13 protein-coding genes are annotated in these 18,679 nt (G+C 64.1%); 3 read left to right on the forward strand and 10 right to left on the reverse strand.

From position 1 onward, the window contains the following. Positions 1–219 precede the first annotated feature (219 nt). The 6 genes from AC0L21_RS22725 to AC0L21_RS22750 form a co-directional block, all read right to left on the reverse strand. The gene (locus AC0L21_RS22725) at positions 220–969 is read right to left on the reverse strand and encodes a phosphorylase (RefSeq protein ID WP_473264023.1); all 750 of its coding nucleotides are present in this window, start codon (positions 967–969) and stop codon (positions 220–222) included. After that, complete coding sequence (gene shc / locus AC0L21_RS22730; RefSeq protein WP_473264024.1) at positions 966–2,933, reverse strand: squalene--hopene cyclase; 1,968 nt, start codon at positions 2,931–2,933, stop codon at positions 966–968. Before shc ends, AC0L21_RS22725 begins: the two co-directional genes overlap by 4 nt. 76 nt (positions 2,934–3,009) lie before the next feature. Beyond that, complete coding sequence (hpnE, locus tag AC0L21_RS22735) at positions 3,010–4,263, reverse strand: hydroxysqualene dehydroxylase HpnE (RefSeq protein WP_473264025.1); 1,254 nt, start codon at positions 4,261–4,263, stop codon at positions 3,010–3,012. Further along, positions 4,263–5,102, reverse strand: a complete 840-nt coding sequence (hpnD, locus tag AC0L21_RS22740) for a presqualene diphosphate synthase HpnD (protein WP_473264026.1) — start codon at positions 5,100–5,102, stop codon at positions 4,263–4,265. The genes hpnE and hpnD overlap by 1 nt, the downstream gene beginning before the upstream one ends. Further along, the gene (hpnC, locus tag AC0L21_RS22745) at positions 5,092–5,976 is read right to left on the reverse strand and encodes a squalene synthase HpnC (RefSeq protein WP_473264027.1); all 885 of its coding nucleotides are present in this window, start codon (positions 5,974–5,976) and stop codon (positions 5,092–5,094) included. The genes hpnD and hpnC overlap by 11 nt, the downstream gene beginning before the upstream one ends. Positions 5,977–6,170: 194 nt before the next feature. Next, entirely contained in the window at positions 6,171–6,404 is a 234-nt protein-coding gene (locus tag AC0L21_RS22750) for a hypothetical protein (protein WP_007593627.1), read from the reverse strand. A 461-nt stretch (positions 6,405–6,865) separates the two neighbouring features. Here AC0L21_RS22750 and AC0L21_RS22755 point away from each other — a divergent pair, with 461 nt between their 5' ends. Further along, complete coding sequence (locus tag AC0L21_RS22755) at positions 6,866–7,363, forward strand: hypothetical protein (RefSeq protein WP_473264028.1); 498 nt, start codon at positions 6,866–6,868, stop codon at positions 7,361–7,363. 122 nt (positions 7,364–7,485) lie between these two features. Here the strand turns inward: AC0L21_RS22755 and AC0L21_RS22760 are convergent, their stop codons facing one another. The 4 genes from AC0L21_RS22760 to AC0L21_RS22775 form a co-directional block, all read right to left on the reverse strand. Beyond that, positions 7,486–9,852: an efflux RND transporter permease subunit gene (locus tag AC0L21_RS22760; RefSeq protein WP_473264029.1), complete on the reverse strand. Its 2,367-nt coding sequence runs from the start codon at positions 9,850–9,852 to the stop codon at positions 7,486–7,488. A 206-nt stretch (positions 9,853–10,058) separates the two neighbouring features. Then, positions 10,059–10,844, reverse strand: coding sequence for an ethanolamine ammonia-lyase subunit EutC (gene eutC / locus AC0L21_RS22765; RefSeq protein ID WP_473264030.1), 786 nt, complete (start codon positions 10,842–10,844; stop codon positions 10,059–10,061). 6 nt (positions 10,845–10,850) lie between these two features. Then, on the reverse strand, positions 10,851–12,437 hold the full coding sequence (locus AC0L21_RS22770; RefSeq protein WP_473264031.1) for a B12-binding domain-containing radical SAM protein: 1,587 nt from the start codon (positions 12,435–12,437) through the stop codon (positions 10,851–10,853). A gap of 153 nt (positions 12,438–12,590) precedes the next feature. Further along, positions 12,591–13,973, reverse strand: a complete 1,383-nt coding sequence (locus AC0L21_RS22775; protein ID WP_473264032.1) for an ethanolamine ammonia-lyase subunit EutB — start codon at positions 13,971–13,973, stop codon at positions 12,591–12,593. A 220-nt stretch (positions 13,974–14,193) separates the two neighbouring features. On the opposite strand from AC0L21_RS22775, the gene AC0L21_RS22780 reads away from it, so the two are divergent. Beyond that, positions 14,194–15,933 (forward strand): methyl-accepting chemotaxis protein, encoded by a 1,740-nt coding sequence (locus AC0L21_RS22780; protein ID WP_473264033.1) that lies wholly within the window; start codon positions 14,194–14,196, stop codon positions 15,931–15,933. Positions 15,934–16,683: 750 nt separating this feature from the next. Then, on the forward strand, positions 16,684–18,651 hold the full coding sequence (locus tag AC0L21_RS22785; RefSeq protein WP_473264034.1) for an AI-2E family transporter: 1,968 nt from the start codon (positions 16,684–16,686) through the stop codon (positions 18,649–18,651). The last annotated feature ends 28 nt before the right edge of the window (positions 18,652–18,679 follow it).

An 18,679-nucleotide genomic window follows, 5' to 3' on the forward strand; every position in this document is an offset into this window, starting at 1 on the left:
AGAAGCAGGTTCCCGGCGAGAGGATGCCGCAAAAAGGGATTGACTAACCAAGGCCCGTTACAGAAGCCCGGATGGAGCGCAAGCGAAATCCGGGACGGTTCCTCCCGTTGCAAGCCCCCAGATGCGCTCCGCTCCATCCGAGCTACGCACCCCGAAATAGAAAAGGCCCGATCGCCAATGGCGACCGGGCCTTTTGTTATCAGTGATCGCAGAAACCGCTCAGGCGGCCTCGGAGACCAGCGCTTCGCTCTCCACGAGCTCGGTGCCAATCAAATAATCCCGGCAGCCGCGCAAGGAGCGTAGCGCGCGATTGAAGTCGAGGCCGGTCGAGACCAGTCCATGCAGCGCGGTCGGATTGCGCGCGATGCCGCGCAGCACGGCCAGCACGTCGATCTGGCCGTTCGGCTTGATGGCGGCGCGGGCGAGTGCCGGCAGCGCGCGATGGGCAGGATCGCTGATGACGCGGACCGCGGCGAACGGCAAGCCGGCCTCGGCGGCATAGGCGGCCGCGATGTGGCTTTCCATGTCGACGGCGGCAGCTCCGGTCTCCGAATGCAGCGCCGCCTTGCAGGAGCGCCCGGTGACCACTTCCTCGGCACCGGCGAGGCTGCCGCGCACCACGCGGCGGCGCCCCGACGTCAGGCGGTCGATGAGATCATCTCCGAGCGAGAGGCCAGCGGCCCAGCGGGTATCGCCCGCGAGCACCTCGGTCGCGAGCACAACGTCACCGGAGCGTAGCGTCGGGTCCAGCCCGCCGGCCACGCCGAACGAGATCACACCGCGAATCGTCTCGGGATCCAGCACAGTCAACAGCGCCCGCAACTGGGTCGGGCTGCTCGACGAACAAATGACCGCCATGCCCGGCCCCGCCGCGATGCGGGCCTCCTGAACCAGTCCAGTCACGATCAATATCGGCCTCGGATCAACGGTTTGACCCGCGGTAAGATAGTCCCCCGTCCCCAAAGTCACATTCCGACCCCTACCACCCTGCTGTTGGTGTTCCGCAAGTTCCGATACCGCGCCAACGCCCACAGCGGGAAGAACTTCGGGTAACCATGGTACCGTAGATAGAATACACGGGGAAAGCCTGTGGCGGTGTACCGCTGTTCGTCCCACAGTCCTTTTTCGTTCTGTGTTGCAATCAGGTACTCCACCCCGCGGGCGACGGCCGGGTGATCAACCTCGCCTGCCGCCATCAGGGCAAGCAAGGCCCATGCCGTTTGCGAGGCGGTCGAGAGAGCAGCCTCCCAGCCCCGATAGTCCAGCCGGTAGCTGACGGCATCCTCGCCCCAGCCGCCGTCCTTGTTCTGGATCGAGGCCAGCCAGCCGGCGGCTTTCCGGATCATGGGGTCGTCATGGCGGACGCCGGCCATGTTGAGGGCGCACAGCACCGACCAGGTTCCATAGATGAAGTTCATGCCCCAGCGGCCATACCAGGACCCTTCCGGGTGCTGGGTCTTCCGCAGGTAGGCGACGCCATCGGCGACATGCTTGCTGGTCGTCGCGGTCTCGCCGAGCTGGGCCAGCATCGAGATGCAGCGCGCGGTGACGTCTTCGGTCGGTGGATCGAGCAGCGCGCCATGGTCCGAGAACGGGATGTTGTTTAGATAATATTCGAGATTGTTGACGTCGAAGGCAGCCCAGCCGCCGTCGTCGCTCTGCATGCCCTCGATCCATTCCCGGCCGCGATCGATCGCGGCGTCATAGCCGGCCGCGCCATGCTCCCGGCGCATGCGGTCCATCGACATCACGACAACCGCGGTGTCGTCGAGATCGGGATAATGGGCATTGTTGTACTGGAAGGCCCAGCCGCCCGGGCGCACGTCGGGCCGCTTCACCGCCCAGTCGCCCTTCACCTCGAGCTCCTGCTTCGGGATCAGCCAGTCGAGACCCTGCTTCGCCGCAGGCACCGCTCTGTCACCGCCGGCTTCGAGCAGTGCGTGCGCGGTCAGCGTCGTGTCCCACACCGGCGAGACGCAGGGCTGGCAATAGGCCTCGTCGTCCTTGATCACGAGCAGCTTGTCGATACCCCGGCGCGTGATCGCGCGCGGCGGATAACTCTCATCCTTGCCGAGCGCCTCGTACATCATGACGATGTTGGCCATCGGCGGGTAGATCGCGCCCATGCCGTCCTCGCCGTTCAACCGCTCCTCGGTGAAGGCGAGCGCGGCATCGATGGCGCGCTTGCGCAGGCTCTTGGGAAACATCGGCTCGATCACGCGCAAAATGCCGTCGAGCGCACGGAACAGCACGAACCAGGCCATGCTCTGGTGCGGCGCCTTGGCGGTCATGCCGATCGAGCGCGGATCCTGCAGGAACAGCTCGTCGATGCCGACGCCCTTGGGATTCTTCGCCCGTGGCTTCAGCGCGGCGATGACCATCAGCGGCACCATGGTGGTGCGCGCCCAGTAGGAGATCTTGTTGATGTGGAACGGCGACCAGAACGGCAGCAGCACGATCTCGATCGGCAGCACCGGTACCGCGCGCCAGGTCACGACGCCAAACATCGCAAGCATGAAGCGCGTGAAGACGTTGCTGTGAATGGCGCCGCCGCGGGAATGGATCGCCTCGCGCGCACGCGCCATGTGCGGCGCGTCGATGGAATCACCGATCATCTTCAGCGCGAAATACGCCTTCACGCTGGCGCTCATGTCGAACTCGCCGTCGTGCACCAGCGGCCAGCCGCCATGGGCGCCCTGAACGCGGCGAAGATAATTGGCGATCTTGGCTTCGAGCACGGCATCGACCGGCTCGGCGAGATAGTGGCGCAGCAGGACGTATTCGGCCGGAATCGTGCAATCGGCCTCGAGCTCGAACACCCAATGGCCGTCGGGTTGCTGGAAGCCGAGGACGCCTTCGGTGGCCGACGCAATGCTCGATTCCAAGTTCCTGAATTCTTGGGCTTCGCGGCTGGTCGCGTTCACGGAATCCATCTCGCTCGATTGCTCCGATAGTCGATTGAATTAGCCGAAATTGACCGGGACAAATGCCCGTCAGGGCCGCCTGTCACTATCCCTTGGCGGCCAGAACCAGATCGGCGGCGCGATCACCGGATCGGACCGATCCCTCGATGGTTGCAGGCAATCCCGTAGCAGTCCAATCGCCTGCAAGAAACAGGTTTTTCAGCGCAGTGACCGGCCCTGGACGCAGGGCATTCTGCGCCGGCGTCGCCGCAAATGTGGCACGGCGCTCGCGCACGATCTGCCAAGGGGGAAGCTCGCCGGACACACCGCCCGCCTTGCAGACGTCGTTCCAGATCGCCTGCGCGAGTTCCTCCCGCGGCATGTCGACCAGGCGGTCGCCGTTGCTGATGGTGACGGACAGCCGGTTCGGGAACGCGAACAGCCATTCAACGACGCCGCCGATCACGCCAAGGATCGGAGCCGATCCCGCCGGCGGCTCGACGCGGAAATGCGCATTCACGATGGCGCGGAATTCGGTCGGCGTCTTCAGGCCCGGCAGCAGGTTGGAGGCAGCACGCGGCGGCACCGCCATCACGACGACATCACCCTCGCCGATCTGGATCACATCCTCGCCGCCGAAATTCAGCGCGCCAACCTTGCCGTCCTGAGTCGCAAACGAGCGCAGCTCATGGCCGAGCTGAACGGTGTGGCCGCGCTCGCTCAAGAATTTGACGGCGGGTTCGATCAGCACCGCGCTGAGGCCGTCGCGCGCGATCAGCGGGCGGCAGGCCTGCCCGCCGGCGAGCAGCGTCTCGCGCACGATCGCGCCGGCAAGCCCCGCCGAGCCTTCGGGTGGATCGACGTTGAGCGCCGCGAGCAGCAGCGGCTGCACCAGGCGCTGATAAAGGACGCCCTCGCAGGGAATGGACTTGCCGACCAGCGTCTCTTCCGAGGCCCAGATCAGCGGCGCCAGCTTCAGATAATCGGTCAAGCCGGTGTCGGGGACGCGGCGGCTCTCGTCGAGCACCCAGGTCGGGAGCCGGCCGTCGCCGAGGTCGATCTGCCAGCGCTGCCCGGTCTTCATATCGACGAAGGGAAACTGCGCGCGCTCCGGTCCGACGAGGCCCGCCTCGGTGCCGATCGAGCGCGCATAGGCGCGCGCATGGCTGTTGCCGGACAGCAGCAAATGGTTGCCGTTGTCGATGGTGAGATTGGTGGCGCCGTCGAAATAGGAACGGCAGCGGCCGCCGGCCTGCTGCGTCGCCTCGTGCACGGCGATCTTGAAGCCGGCACTGGCAAGCCGCACGGCGGCGGAGAGGCCGGAAATTCCAGCGCCAATGATGTGAGCTGTTTTTTGCATCAGATGAGAGCGTAACGGAGCAGGATGGCGATGCGTGTGACCTTCGACACACGCACCGGCTCGCGCGGCGCGTTGAACCCGCGCGCGATCAGGAGATCCAGAATGGCATGATAGTATTTCGACATCATCCGGGGCGCGCGCACCGCGCGGCGCCGGTTGCGGTTCATGATCTCGTCCGACTTCTCGAAATACACCTTTGCGCGCTGCGCCAGCGGCAGGCAGACCTTCGGCAGCGCGCGGTCGACGATCACGCGGTCCGGATCGTTGGAGGTGATGCCGGCATGCAGCAGCGCTTCGCGCGGCAGATAGAGACGGCCGAGGCCCGCGTCCTCGTCGATGTCGCGCAGGATGTTGGTGAGCTGGAGCGCGCGGCCGAGATGATGGGCAAGCTCGATGCCGTCTTCTTCCGGCAGGCCGAAGACCCGGACCGACAGCCGCCCCACCGCACTCGCGACGCGATCACAATAGAGATCCAGCGTCGCCATGTCAGGCGCGCGGATGTCCTGCGGCACGTCCATCTCCATGCCGTCGACGATCGCAAGGAAATCCTCGCGCTTGAGGCCGAAGGTCTTCACCGAGGCGAGGTAGTCCTTCAGCCGCGGCGGCGGATTGCCCTGGTAGAGCGCATCGATGTCGTTGCGCCACGCCTGAAGGGCGGCGAGCCGCTCGTCGCGCGGTCCGTCGGAATCGGCGATGTCGTCGACCTGGCGGCAGAAGCTGTAGATCTGGAACATCGCTTCGCGCTGGTCGTGCGGCAGGATGCGCATCGCGGCGTAGAACGAACTGCCGGATGCGGTCGAGCCATAATTGGCGCCGGGCGAGGTCGCCTCAAGCGTCATGTGCAGTCCCCGGTCTGGAAATGGCCTTGCGTCCGACCGCGCGGCGGCCGACTTCGCCGATCATGCCTGCGAGGCTGAAGGTGAGGAGCTCGAGCTTGTTCAGGTGCACGCGCTCGCGCAGGGGATCGCGCACCTTCAACAGGCGCACGATGCGGTCGGCATAGGCCTGGATCACCGAGACCTCGACGCCGAGGCGGAAATCCCGGATCTCCGCAGCTAGCGACCTGCCCTCGTCGAGCAGCGCTTCGTTGCGCACGGCGAGAGCCTGAAGGCAGGCCAGCATCGGCGGTGGCGACTGCGCCAGTCCGAGCTGCTCGACCGAGGCGCCACTCGCGGCCAGCGCATCGCGCGGCAGATAGACGCGGTTGAGCTCGCGGAAATCCTTGCCGCAATCCTGAAGATGGTTGTTGATCTGCAGCGCTGCGCAGAGCGCATCCGACGCGGCCCAGGTCGCGGTGCTCTCACCATGGACGTCGAGCATGAAGCGGCCGACCGGCATCGCCGAATAGCGGCAATAATGGATGACCTCGTCCCAATTCTCGTAGCGCAACTTGGTCACGTCCATGCGGAACGCGATGAGCACGTCGAGCGCGTGGCGCGGCGCCATGCCGCGTTCGGCCAGTGCGTGCCGCAGGCTGACGGCCTCGGCCTGGGTGTCGCCTTTGCCGACCAATTCCGCCTCGAGCAGGTCGAGATAAGCGAGCTTCTCGTCCGGCGGCAGCGTCGCGTGGTCGGCGATGTCGTCGGCGGTGCGGACGAAATTGTAATACGCCAGGATCAGCGCGCGATGACGCGGATGAATGATCCAGGACGCGACGGGAAAGTTCTCGTCGCGCTCACCCTTTCCGGATCGCAATTCGCTCGCAGAGGTCATCGAGGGCTGGTCTACAATCGTTTGGACAGGAAGGGCTTTTTCGCTCGCGCTAGCCCGTGCCGGCGATGCCGCCGCGGCCCCCATATAGGGGAATACGGCCGCAAAACCAATCCTGTCTCTCGATGGCTGCCCTTTGCGGATCAGGTCCGAAAAGGCGGCCCTGGGGGCCGCCTTTTGTGGGCCAGTGGCCGAGCTTACTGGTTGTGGTTCTTCAGGACCTGGTCACAGGCCTGCGAAATCTTGGCCCGGTTTTCCTTGAGGCAGGCCAGGATGGTGAAATCGCCCTGATCGATGACCGGACGGCAGAGCTTCTGCACATCGCGCGAGCAGGCCTTCTGCTCGGCGTCCGTGCCGCGCCCTTGCTGGGCGAACGCTGCGGTCGAGAGGGAGGCCGACAGCAAGGTGAGAGCGACGAGAAGCTTACGCATTGTATTCCTTCATTCTGACGGCAGAATCGCACCAATCCCGGACAGCACAGCGCGACGACCGGAGCGGATTGTTCTGATGGGCAAGTCGCCGCGGGAGTAGCGGCCTCGGAGAAGGCACAAGCACTGGCAAATGCGGCCAAATTGGCGCCACGTCCACCAAATCAGGTCTTCCCTGCGCCTTCTCTGGCAAATGTAAGAGATTGATACTACGTCATAATTCAGGCACGCCGCGTTTTGCTGCGCACCTGTTGCAGAGCTGCATCTCTTCCTCCCGCCTTGGGCGTCAGAAACATGCCGAAACGCAGAGAATCCGGAGGCCAACCATGGCAAGCGCGCTTCGCGATGCCGACGTGTGGGCGGCCGGCCATTGAACCTGACACAGGCTCGGAACACTAAACCTTCGATGTGGCGAGACGTCCTTGGTGACAAGCGGACGTCGTTCCAAAACGGGATATTTTGAGATGAGATTCTTTGGACGATCTGAACTGGCAATCAAGGCAGCCGGCATCGGCGCTGTGCTGCTCTTCTCGGTTTCGACAAGTCAGGCTCAGTCGTCCGGACCGTTTGCAGGTTTCGAGGGCGCATGGACCGGCACGGGTACGGTGTCGCTGTCCGACGGCTCCACCGAGCGCATCCGTTGCAAGGCCGACTACAAAGTTGCCGGCACCGGTCTCAGCCTCAAGCAGGCGCTGCACTGCGCGTCCGACAGCTACAAATTCGACCTCACCAGCGACGTGACCAGCCAGGGGGAGCGGATCTCCGGCAATTGGAGCGAGACCAACCGCAACATCTTCGGCAATCTGCAGGGCACCGCCGGCGGCGGCCAGATCGAAGTGTTCGTCGAGGCCAACGGCTTTGCCGCCAATTTGTCGCTGCGCACCAACGGCACCAAGCAAACGGTGCAGATCTCATCCAAGGGCGAGATTCGCGGCGTCAACATCACGATGACGAAGGGCTGACAGCTCTTACCGCTTCGAAAGCAGCAAGCCCCGGATCTCGCGAACCGGGGCTTTGTTGTTTTCGGAGGCGCGGCGCAGTCGCCCGGACCGCGCCGATTCGAGTGCCCGATGAATGAAGCCGCTCAGATCGCGGGCTTGTCGGTGCCCTGAAGCTTGGCGTGCAGATTGATCAGCCACATCGCCGTCGGCCGCAGGATGAAGAGATCGGCGACGAGCGCCATCACCATCGAGAAGGCGCTGAGCCAGCCGAACAGCCGCAGCGAGGGCAGGTCGGAGAACACCGTGACGACGAGGCCGCAGGCCAGCACCAGCGTGGTCAGGATCAATGCCGGGCCGACCAGCACGGTGGCGCGCTCCACCGCCAGCGCCGAGCCGACGCCCGGCTTGCTCTCGAGCCTGAGGCGGTTGAGGAAGTGGATGGTGGCGCTCAAGCCCAGGCCGAACGAGACGGTGAGCGCCACGACGCTGGCGAATTGCAGTCCCTCGCCCATCGCCCACAGCACCGTTCCCGACATCACGACGGGGAAGATACCCGGCAGGATGCAGGCGAACATCACGACCCAGGAACGGAAGGCCAAGCCGATGAAAATCGCGACCAGCGCGAATTCGACGGTGAGCCCGCGGTTGAGTTTCTCGATCATGCCGGCCGAGTTGCGCGCGGCAATCGCGGCAAGACCCGTGACCGCCACTTCATAGCCGGGATGCTTCTTGCGGACGGCGTCGAGCTCGGTATCGAGCTTGTCGACGATCGGCAGGAGCTGGCTGGAATCCTTGTCCGGCACGCGACCTGCGACCACGACGGCGTCCTGCTCGGCATCGATGAACCGGCGCACCAGATGCTCCGGAATGACGCTGACATATTCCTTCAGCGTCGCGACGTCGGCGCTGCCTGCCTTTTCCGCGAGCCAGCGGCGCAGGGTCTCGACCGACCAGACATTGCCGACACCGGCTGCCTTCTCCACCGTCGCGTGCACGTCCGCGATGGTCTGCAGCGTCTCCGGCGAATAGAGCGATTCACCCTTGGGGAACTGGACCAGAACGTTGACCGGGTTGGCGCCGGTGAGCTTGGCGTCGAGCCGGTCGCTGGCGGCGACCGCTTGGCGCTTGTCCGGCACCTGGTCGGCGAGGCGATAGCGCGGCTCCAGATTGGCGTAGATGACGCCGAGACCCGCCACGAACAGCACCGCGATCAGGCTGAACAGGCCGGGACGGCCCACCATCCGCACCGCGATCCAGTAGCAGAAATTACGCAGCGCCTGCACGCCGGCGTCCGCGCTCTGGAACTTGGTCGCAAAGACCTTCTCGTTGCGCACCAAAAGCACGCCGAACACCGGCACCAGCGACAACACCGCGACCAACGCGATGATGGTGGCGGCGAGACCCGCCTCGCCGAACTTGCGGATCAGATCGGAATCGGAGAACTGGAGCGCGATGAAGGAAATGCCGGCGGTGCCGTGCGTCAGCACGCAGGCCGGTCCCACCACCAGCACCGCGTTCTTGAATGCGGTGAACTTGTCCTGGCCCGCGATCAGCCGGTCGCGCGCGGCGAAGGTGAGCTGCATCGAGTCGGAGAAACTGATCACCATGATGAGCGGCGTCATCACGTTCAGGAACATGTTGAGATTGAAATTGGCCCAGCCGAGCGCGCCGAGCGCCAGCAGGATCGCGATCATCGGCGGGAACGCCGCCGCCACCATGAACGATATCTTGCGGAAGAAGATGATGGCGATGACACAGCCGGCGAGAATGCCGAGGATGTTGTAGGTGAGCCCGTCGCGCTCGACCGCGTTGCGGATCTCGAGCTGCATCACCGGCACGCCGGAAAGCTGCACGTTGAGGCCGGTGTCGCTGAGGTCTTCCTTCATCAGCGCGCGGATGTCGGCGACGGTCTTGGTCAGCTTATTGGAGGCGACCACCTCCGGATCGAGCGAAAGCACGATCAGCGCCAGCGTGCCGTCCTCGGACAACAGCTTGCCGCGGATGATCTCGTTGGCTTTGACGCCCTCGATGAACTTGTCATAGGCCGCGCCCTCGGGCAGCTCGGGCGGGAACAGCGCGGCGGGAAGCTTGCCCGGCGCCGGCGCCTGACGCGCGGAGAACAGCGAGACCAGTCCGCGCGTACCCTCGACCAGCTGCATGTCGGTGACGAAGTCGCGCAGCTTCTCGAGGTTGTTCCGCGCCAGCAGGGTCTTGCCCTCGACCACGACGAGGACGTCGAATTCCTCGGCTGGGAACTTCTTGGTAACCGCTTCGTACTGGCGGAATTCCGGCGTATTGGACCGGAACAGCTGCGACAGCGAATCGTCGATCTTGATCCGGTGGATGCCGAACACGGCGCCGACGATCAGGACGAGCAGGACGATGCAGGAGACGATGGGCGCCCGGACTGCAAACAGCCCGATGCGCTCCAGCCCGAAGGCGATCGAGGACGCAGGCCCCTGCTCGACCTTGTCGACATGAACCTCACTCTCGCTGTGCTTTTCGAGCATGCCTTGTCCAGTTCCTAAATCGGCTCGGGTCTGTGAGCTTGTCGCGCCCCGCGAACGGCTTGAAAATGCCATACCAATGGGAGGCTTGCCCTTTGAAAATGCGCAGAAAATCGCCGCGAGGGGTTTAGCAGGTCAATCACCCTTCTCGCAAGCAGGCGGAGTGTGGCCGAATCGATCAAGATGTGGCGATTTTGCCTTAATGCCCTTCATTCGAGGAAAGCCGTGCCAATTCGACGCGGCGCGCGGTCCGCGCTCTCGTCCTTCAACGCCACACCGCTCACTTCCCGCGCGAGCCCCTCGCGGACCAGCCAGGCGATCTTGGAGGCAGCCTCGTCATAGCTCAACCCGGCCTTGTGGATGTTCGACACGCAATTGCGCTCGGCATCGGTGCGATCAGGCTTCGGGGCGAAAGTCAGATAGGCGCCGAGACTGTCGGGCGCCGACAGGCCCGGCCGCTCGCCGATCAGTGTCACAACCATGCGCGCGCCGAGAATGGCGCCGATCTCGTCGCCGAGCGCGACACGCGCGCCTGAGGCGACGACGACATGGCCGATCGCGACACCATCGTCGGCTGCGAGCAACGGCAGCAGGCGCATCACCAGCGCGACCGCATGGGCCTGGACCGCCGCCGCCGACAGCCCATCGCCAATCACGACCGCGACTTGGCACGCTTCCGAGGCGCTCTGCGTCAGAGCCTCGGCTGATCCGGCATCGAGCCGTCTGCCCAGATCGGGCCGCCGCAGATAGTCCCCGCGGTCGACCGCCCGGCTGTTCGCCTCGGTGACGACGAGGCCAAGCGCGCGGAGATCTGCGACCAGCCGCGGCGCATCGAAGACGGCATGCACGGCATCACGGGCGCGGGCATGGTCCAGCGTAAAATCGAGCAGCGCCCGCGTCGGCAGGCTCGCGCCGCTGCGCCCGAGCGCGACGCGTGCGGGCGTAAGCGACCGCAGATCGAGGGTCGGACGACGCGGGATGGCCGGATCAGACATGTTGTGTCATTCGGCCGGGACGGAGGCCTCGCGTAGCCGGATCGAATAGTTCGAGGCGTTCTGCTGGCCGGTCGAGGCCGCCCGTGCAAAGGTGATGAGATGGTGCGCGATAAGGGTGCAGCCGATCAGACCTTCGAGATCGCCGCGCTTGATGCGGCCCAGCGCGAACTTCCAGAACACGCGCTTGTAGTCGCCGAGCACGCCGACCTTCCAGAAGATGTTTCGCAGCATGACGAGGCCGCGCCTGATGTTGGGCCAGGTCTTCATCTCGTCCGGTTTCGGCATCTTCAAGCGGTGCACGTAAACGTGGTCGCATTGATACTGGAAGCGCGCGTAGACCTTCTCGGGCTCGTAGGCGACGGCCATGGCGTGCTTCCAGGACGCGACGACGTCGTCGTAGGGCAGCAGGAAGTTGACATTGGAATCGCGCCCGTCGTCCTCGACCAGGCGTCCCTCGCGCTCCAGACGGTCCCACAGCGGCGTCTTCGGCAGCGCCTGAAGCAGATTGATCGTGAGCAGCGGAATCCGGGAGTCCTCGACGAAGGCGAGCAACGCCTCCGAAGTGTTGGGCTTGTCGGTGTCGAGCCCCATGATGATGCCGGACACGACCTCCATGCCGTAGGAGTTGATGGTTTGCACGCCCTCGAGGATCGGGACCATCATGTTATGGTCCTTGTGCATCGCCTTCAGCGCATCGGGGTCGGGCGTCTCAATGCCGCAGAAGATGGTGACGAAATAGGCTTCGCGCATCTTCTCGAGGATTTCCGGCCGCTTGGCGATGTTGAGCGTCGCCTCGCAGGCGAGCCGCACCATGTAGCCGGTCCTCTTCTGCCATTCGATCAGATGCGGCAGGAGGTCAAGCGCCGCCTTGCGGTTGCCGATGAAATTGTCGTCGACGAAATAGACCGTGTCGGTCATGCCGCATTCGCGCAGGCGGTCGAGTTCGGCGATGATCTGCTCGGGCGACTTGAGGCGCGGATTGCGGCCATAGAGGCCGGGGATGTCGCAGAACTCGCACTGATACGGACAGCCGCTGGAATACTGGATGCTGCCGAGGAAGTATTTCTTGACGTCGGCGAGCTCGTAGGCCGGGATCGGAAACTCCGTCATCGGCACGCGGTCTTTGGTGGTCAGCACCACCTGCGCTTCCGGACGCGAGGTGTCGCGGGACAAGATTTCGAGCAGCTGATTGGTGGCGTCTCCGAGCTCACCGACATGGAGATAGTCGAACGACGGATAGTAATCCGGGCAGGCGCTGACAGAGGGACCGCCGAGCGCCACCGGCAGATCGAACTCGTGGGCGCGGCGGCAGATGTCGTTCATCTGCTGGCGCTGGATGTGCATGCCGCTGACGAAGACCGCCTCCGCCCATTCGAACTCTTCCCTCGTCGTACGGCGGAGGTTCTCGTCGACGAATTTGACCTGCCACTCCTCGGGCAGATAGGCCGCGAGCAGCAAGAGTCCCTGCGGCGGCATGAAGGCGCGGACGCCGTCGGTCAGGGGATAGGAATGCTCGAACGTCCCGAACGACGATGTGTATCGTGGAAACACGCAGAGAATCCGCCGGGACGTCCCGTTACTTTCAGCTCGCATCAAAGCTCCCCCGCCACGCTCGACTTAGCTGCGGAAATTGCCAGACAGACACATAGCGTAATGCTGCCGCCGGAATTTCTCAATATTGTGGCACGAGCATAATTCCCGGAAGCACCAATGGTTGCTTCAGGCCGCCGGGTGGCTTCGGCCGCGTCATGCGATCAGCCGGGAGGCAAAATCGGGCAGCAGGCCTGCATCGCCGGCAAGACGGAAATCGGGGCCCGCAATGCCGGACCGCACCAGCCAGTCGTCGAACTCCGGCGCGCGGCGCAGTCCGAAGACGTCGCGGACATACAGCGCGTCGTGAAAAGACGTGGACTGATAGTTCAGCATGACGTCGTCGGCGCCGGGGACACCCATGATGAAGGTGACGCCGGCGGCAGCAAGCAGCGTCAGCAGATTGTCCATGTCATCCTGGTCCGCCTCGGCGTGGTTGGTGTAGCAGATGTCGATCCCGAGCGGCAGGCCGAGCAGCTTGCCGCAAAAGTGATCCTCCAGCCCCGCCCGGATGATTTCCTTGCCGTCGTACAGATATTCCGGGCCGATGAAGCCGACCACGCTGTTGACCAGGAGGGGCGCAAAGGCGCGGGCGACCGCATAGGCGCGCGCCTCGCAGGTCTGCTGGTCGACGCCGTGATGGGCGTTGGCCGACAGCGCCGAGCCCTGCCCGGTCTCGAAATACATCACATTCTGCCCGACCGTGCCGCGCTTCTGCGACAACCCGGCCTCCTGCGCCTCCTTGAGAAGCGCGAGGTCGATGCCAAAACTGCGGTTGGCGGCCTCAGTGCCGGCGACCGACTGGAACACGAGGTCGACCGGCGCCCCCTGCTCGATCAGCGACAGCGTCGTGGTGACATGGGTCAGCACGCAGCCCTGGGTCGGGATCTTCAGCCGCGCGATGATCTCGTCGAGCAGCCGCAGCAATTGTCCGATCACGGCCGGGTCGTCGCTCGCCGGGTTGATGCCGATGCAGGCATCGCCGGCGCCGAGCAGGATGCCGTCGAGGATGGAGGCGGTGATGCCCTTGGCGTCGTCGAAGGGATGGTTGGGCTGGAGCCGGGTGCTCATCCGACCCTTCAGACCGATGGTGTTTCGGAAAGCGGTGGTGATCTCGCATTTCCGCGCCGCCAGGATCAGATCCTGGTTGCGCATCAGCTTCGAGACCGCAGCCGCCATCTCCGGGGTGATGCCGCCTGCCAGCTTGCGCAAGATTTCGGGCGTCGCGGCATCCGACAGCAGCCAGTCGCGAAAGGCGCCGACCGTCAGCGAGGCCACGGGCGCGAAGGCCTTGGCGTCGTGCCTGTCGATGACGAGGCGGGTGACCTCGTCGGTCTCATAGGGGATGACGGCTTCCTGCAAGAACTGCCCGAGCGGGACGTCGGCCACCGCCATCCGCGCGGCGATCATCTGTTCGGCACTTGCGGCGGCGATCCCGGCCAGCCGGTCGCCGGAGCGCGGCGGCGTCGCCTTGGCGAGCAGGTCGCGCAGATCCGGGAACGTGTAGGTCGTGGCGTCGATGGTGTGGCGGTAGACCAAGGGTCTCTCCGGGCTTCGTCGGCCAAAGGCCGACTCCTGGGCAATCCCAAGACTATACCTTCAGATCAAGGCGCTGAAATATCTACCTTTCCTGCGACCGAGGGCGAAGGGCGCCAAACCCGGCGTTAACGCTGTGTCCATCTTCATTCTGCATAGTTTTGCAATAATTTGCACGACCGCGCTCTCCGGCCGATCCCGGCCATTCGGGCCTCTGGAAACCATGACAACCGACCAATCTGGGAATGCCGCCGGCCTCGCCGGCCGCTTCACGCTTGCCAACAAGCTCTACGCGATCTTCGCGCTGTTCGCGCTGCTCACGGCGGCGATCGCGATGCTGTCTGACTACAACAGCCGCCGCGGCGCCGAGCTGACCACCGCGATCGAGACCGCCAACGCCGCCGCGCTGAACGTCGAGCGGGTCAACTCGCTGGTCTATGCGGTCGTGATGGAATCGCGCGGCGTCTACATGTCGACTGAACCGGCCGTGGTGAAGAAATACGGCGAGGGCCTGCTCAAGTTCAACGCCCAGATCCTCGATGTCGTGAAGCGCTGGGAGACCATCGTCAAGGCTGACGATGCCGAGCAGTTCGCCACCTTCAAGAAGCGCATCGAGCAGTTCGTCGAGTTTCGCAAGGAGCTGGTGCGCCGCGGCGTCGAGATCAATGCGGCCGCGGGCCGCGAATGGGGCGACAACGACGCCAACCGCGCCGTGCGCTCGGCGCTGAACAAGGATCTCGAGGCGCTGTCCAAGGTCTATGCCGAGCGCGCGAGGCAAATCGCGCACGAGACCGAGACCAATCGCACTCTGTCCTTCGTCCTGACCTGCCTCGCCGGCGTGGCGCTCGCACTCGTCGTGATCGGCATCGTCATCATCGCCCGCTCCATCGCACGCCCCCTCTCCGCGATAACCGCGACCATCAAGCAGGTCGCTGACGGCGCCGAGAACGTCGTGGTGCCCCACAGTCACCGCGCCGACGAGATCGGCGCACTGGCACGCGCGATCCAGATCTTCCAGGACGCGATGGGGCGCAACCGCAACCTCGCCTCCCAGGTCTCGCAGGACTCCGCCGCGCGCGAGGAGCGCGCCCGCCACATCGAGCAATCCGTCGACGCGTTCCGCGAGGCGATCGGCGCGATCATGCGCGGCCTCAGCGACAACGCCTCCGTCATGCGCGAGACGGCGCAGACCATCACCCGCGTCACCGCGGACGCGAGCAGCCGCGCCGGCACGGCGGCGAACGCCACCGAGCAGGCCTCGCACAACGTCACGGCGGTGGCAGGCGCGGCCGAGGAGCTGTCTGCGTCGGTGGTGGAGATCGGCCGGCAGGTGCGGCAATCCGCCAGCGCGGTCGAGCAGACCGGCCAGCGCACCGAGAAATCGATCGCCGAGATCGAGAGCCTGGCGGCCGCCACGCAACGTATCGACGGCGTGCTCAGCCTGATCCAGGCGATCGCCGAGCAGACCAATCTGCTCGCGCTCAATGCCACCATCGAGGCCGCGCGCGCGGGCGATGCCGGCCGCGGCTTTGCCGTCGTCGCGCACGAAGTGAAGGCACTCGCGGGGCAGACCGCGAAGGCAACCGCCGACATCAGCGAGAACGTCTCGATGATCCAGTCGTCCACCCGCAACGCAGTCGACGCCGTCCGTGAGATCGGCGGCGCGGTGCGCGAGATCAACGACGTCACCTCGGCGATCGCCGGCGCCATCGGTCAGCAGGACGCCGCCACGCGCGAGATCTCGTCCAACGCACAATCGGCGGCCCAAGGCAACGAGACCCTCGTCGCCAACATCAGCTCGCTCCGCGACGCCATCGGCGAGACCGACACTGCGGCCTCCTCGGTGCTGACGGCTGCGAGCAGCGTGACCGAGACGGCGGAGACGCTGTCGCGCGAGGTGGAGAAGTTCTTCCAGAACCTGCGCTCGGGTGCAGCGGACGGCCGCGTCGCCAAGGCGGGGTAGCAGCACGTCCATCGCCAGCAGAGCCGGCGGTGGGTCGCTCCATCAAAAAACGCGAAAACAACCCCATGCACAGTAGCCGGGGATAGCGATATCAACGGCTTGGCTCTAGTCTAAAACTATTCGTATTTTACGAAATGATATTTGACTCGTCGGGCAAAACACTGGCACGATGTCAGTGTTGGAGCTTTCCGCACTGGGCCGGCAGATCGTGAGAAGCCGAAGGCTGGCTGAAGCCGCCACCCTGTGAACCAAAGCCGCGGAGCAGTCCGCGGCTTTTTGCGATCGCCACCATCAGGCGTTATCGGAAGCGATGCAGGAGGCAGTGATCCTTGGAAGCGGCCTAAATGCTCAGGCTTTTCGGCGGGAAGCAGGCCGGAAAGATCACGCGCCGAGACGCTATCGCGAGCTGAAGCGGGGCGCCATACCGCGCTCTTGGAGCAGCGCGCGGAACTAAACCCGGCGTGGCATGTTCATTCCCAACGTGGCTTGGCGCTCCCGATTCAATGCCGCCGTTAGCGCAACATCGTTCGCTTCAGATGCTCATGGCAACAATGCGTACCCGTCGGGATCGTAGCCCCAGCCGATCGGGCCTGGTCAGTTGTGACCGGCCTCGCAAACCGGCCTGAAGCTCATGCACCGACTTCGACAGCTTGCGTCATGTCAGGACTGGACGACCTTCCCAAAGATGTGCCGTCCGAACTCACTGGACCCTCAACAAACTCGCCGTCTTTCCCGGCCTAGCGAGGAGCTGTGATCAGGCAGCCATTCAAAGCACGAACACCGGAAGAACTGATTTCGCTGTTGAGCGCCGTGGCGATGGCTATTCTCGCCGCGATCATTGTCATGGTGCTCTATTACGGTCGCGAGATCATCATACCTATAGCGCTTGCCGTCTTGCTCAGCTTCGTGCTGGCACCCCTGGTTCGACTGGTTCAGCGTCTGCGCGTTCCACGCAGTTTGGCTGTGGTGAGCGTGGTCGTAATCGCCTTCGCGTTCATATTTGCGATGGGCAGCCTGCTAGCCACCCAACTCGCGGAGCTGGCCGGCGATTTGCCGCGATATCAATCCACAATCAGCGAGAAGATCCAATCCTTCCGTGAGACCACCGCCGGTCGAGGCACGCTCGAGCGGGCTTCGAGCATGTTGAAAGACCTCAGCAAGGAGCTCGACAAGCCCAAGGACGCCGCGAATTCGTTGGGAACCATAGCAGCTCCGAAAGCGGCCTCGCCGAAGCCCGTTCCTGTGGAAGTGCTTCAGCCCGATCCCGGCGCGCTGGAGAGCTTGCAAACGCTGATTTCACCCTTGCTTCATCCGCTCGCAACGACCGGGATCATCGTCATATTCGTGATCTTCATTTTGCTTCAGCGCGAGGATCTTCGTAATCGTCTGATCAGGCTGGCCGGTTCGGATGACCTGCAGCGCACCACGGCTGCCCTTGATGACGCGGCGAGCCGCCTCAGCCGGCTCTTCCTGATCCAGCTTCTCGTGAACGGGAGCTTCGGCATCGTCATCGGAATGGGTCTCTGGCTGATCGGCGTTCCAAGCGCGATCCTGTGGGGCATTCTGGCGGCAGTGCTGCGCTTCGTGCCTTACATTGGGGCAGTCATCGCCGCCGCCTTTCCTCTCGCTCTCGCGGTCGCCGTCGATCCAACCTGGACGATGCTGCTTTGGACGATCGCGCTGTTCGTGGTGGTGGAGCCCGTCGTCGGCCATGTGCTGGAGCCGATGGTCTATGGACACAGCACGGGACTGTCGCCGGTGGCCGTTGTCGCTTCTGCGACGTTCTGGACGGCGCTCTGGGGTCCGATCGGCCTCGTTCTGGCGACACCCCTTACGGTGTGTCTGGTCGTACTGGGCCGCCATGTCGAGCGCCTGGAGTTCCTGGACGTCATGTTTGGAGACCGACCAGCGCTCTCTCCGCCTGAGATATTCTATCAGCGGATGCTCGCCGGCGATCCGACCGAAGCATCGGCAAAAGCCGAGGAGTTCTTGAAGGAGCGATCTCTCAGCTCCTATTACGACGAAGTCGCGCTGCGAGGACTGCAATTGGCTCAAGCGGATGCCGAGCGCGGCGCTCTGGATCCCGACCGGCTGGCCAAAATCAGGGATGCGGTCCAGGAATTCGCCAACAACATTTCAGAGCAGGATGAGCGTCCGCCTAAGGTCAACCCGACCACAGATATCGAAGCTACATCTGCCATAGAGGGCGTGGCTGAGGACGCGCCTTATGAGAGTCTGCGGGTTCTGCGCAAGGAGGACTTGCCTTCTGAATGGCAAGGCGATCATCCCGTGCTCTGCCTGGCTGGACGAAATCCGATCGACGAAGCCGCTGCGATCATGCTGGCTCAATTGACCGGTGCGCATGGCTTGCCGGCGCGAGTTGAAGCGGCGGAAGCGTTATCAACGGCGAATATCTTCCGGCTGGAGACCGCCGGGGTCGCCATTGTCTGTCTTGTCTATATGGACGCAAGTAGTCCTGCCCATATGCGTTACTCGGTGCGACGGCTTCGCCGTAAATTGCCCAAGGCTACAATCATTCTCGGTTGCTGTATGAAGGACATCGACCCAGGCGCGCTGGAAAGCCTGCGGGAAGGTGCCAAGGCGGATCTGGCTGCTGCAACTCTGGGCGGGGCTCTTAAACTCTGCATGGAGGCGACGGGTGTGGACTCCCTTGGCACAGGAGCTGAAGGCCCGGTTTCGAAGATCACGGCCGCTTAGGAGTTTGTACGCATGGACATGGCTGCCG

This window comes from Bradyrhizobium sp. WSM4873 (genome assembly GCF_055811355.1).

Bases quoted from the DNA above. Each gene is read 5' to 3' on its own strand.
- AC0L21_RS22770 (WP_473264031.1), bottom strand. From the start codon at position 12,437: ATGCGAGCTGAAAGTAACGGGACGTCCCGGCGGATTCTCTGCGTGTTT.
- AC0L21_RS22760 (WP_473264029.1), bottom strand. From the start codon at position 9,852: ATGCTCGAAAAGCACAGCGAGAGTGAGGTTCATGTCGACAAGGTCGAG.
- AC0L21_RS22780 (WP_473264033.1), top strand. From the start codon at position 14,194: ATGACAACCGACCAATCTGGGAATGCCGCCGGCCTCGCCGGCCGCTTC.
- AC0L21_RS22750 (WP_007593627.1), bottom strand. From the start codon at position 6,404: ATGCGTAAGCTTCTCGTCGCTCTCACCTTGCTGTCGGCCTCCCTCTCG.
- shc (WP_473264024.1), bottom strand. From the start codon at position 2,933: ATGGATTCCGTGAACGCGACCAGCCGCGAAGCCCAAGAATTCAGGAAC.
- hpnD (WP_473264026.1), bottom strand. From the start codon at position 5,102: ATGACGCTTGAGGCGACCTCGCCCGGCGCCAATTATGGCTCGACCGCA.
- hpnC (WP_473264027.1), bottom strand. From the start codon at position 5,976: ATGACCTCTGCGAGCGAATTGCGATCCGGAAAGGGTGAGCGCGACGAG.
- hpnE (WP_473264025.1), bottom strand. From the start codon at position 4,263: ATGCAAAAAACAGCTCACATCATTGGCGCTGGAATTTCCGGCCTCTCC.
- AC0L21_RS22755 (WP_473264028.1), top strand. From the start codon at position 6,866: ATGAGATTCTTTGGACGATCTGAACTGGCAATCAAGGCAGCCGGCATC.
- eutC (WP_473264030.1), bottom strand. From the start codon at position 10,844: ATGTCTGATCCGGCCATCCCGCGTCGTCCGACCCTCGATCTGCGGTCG.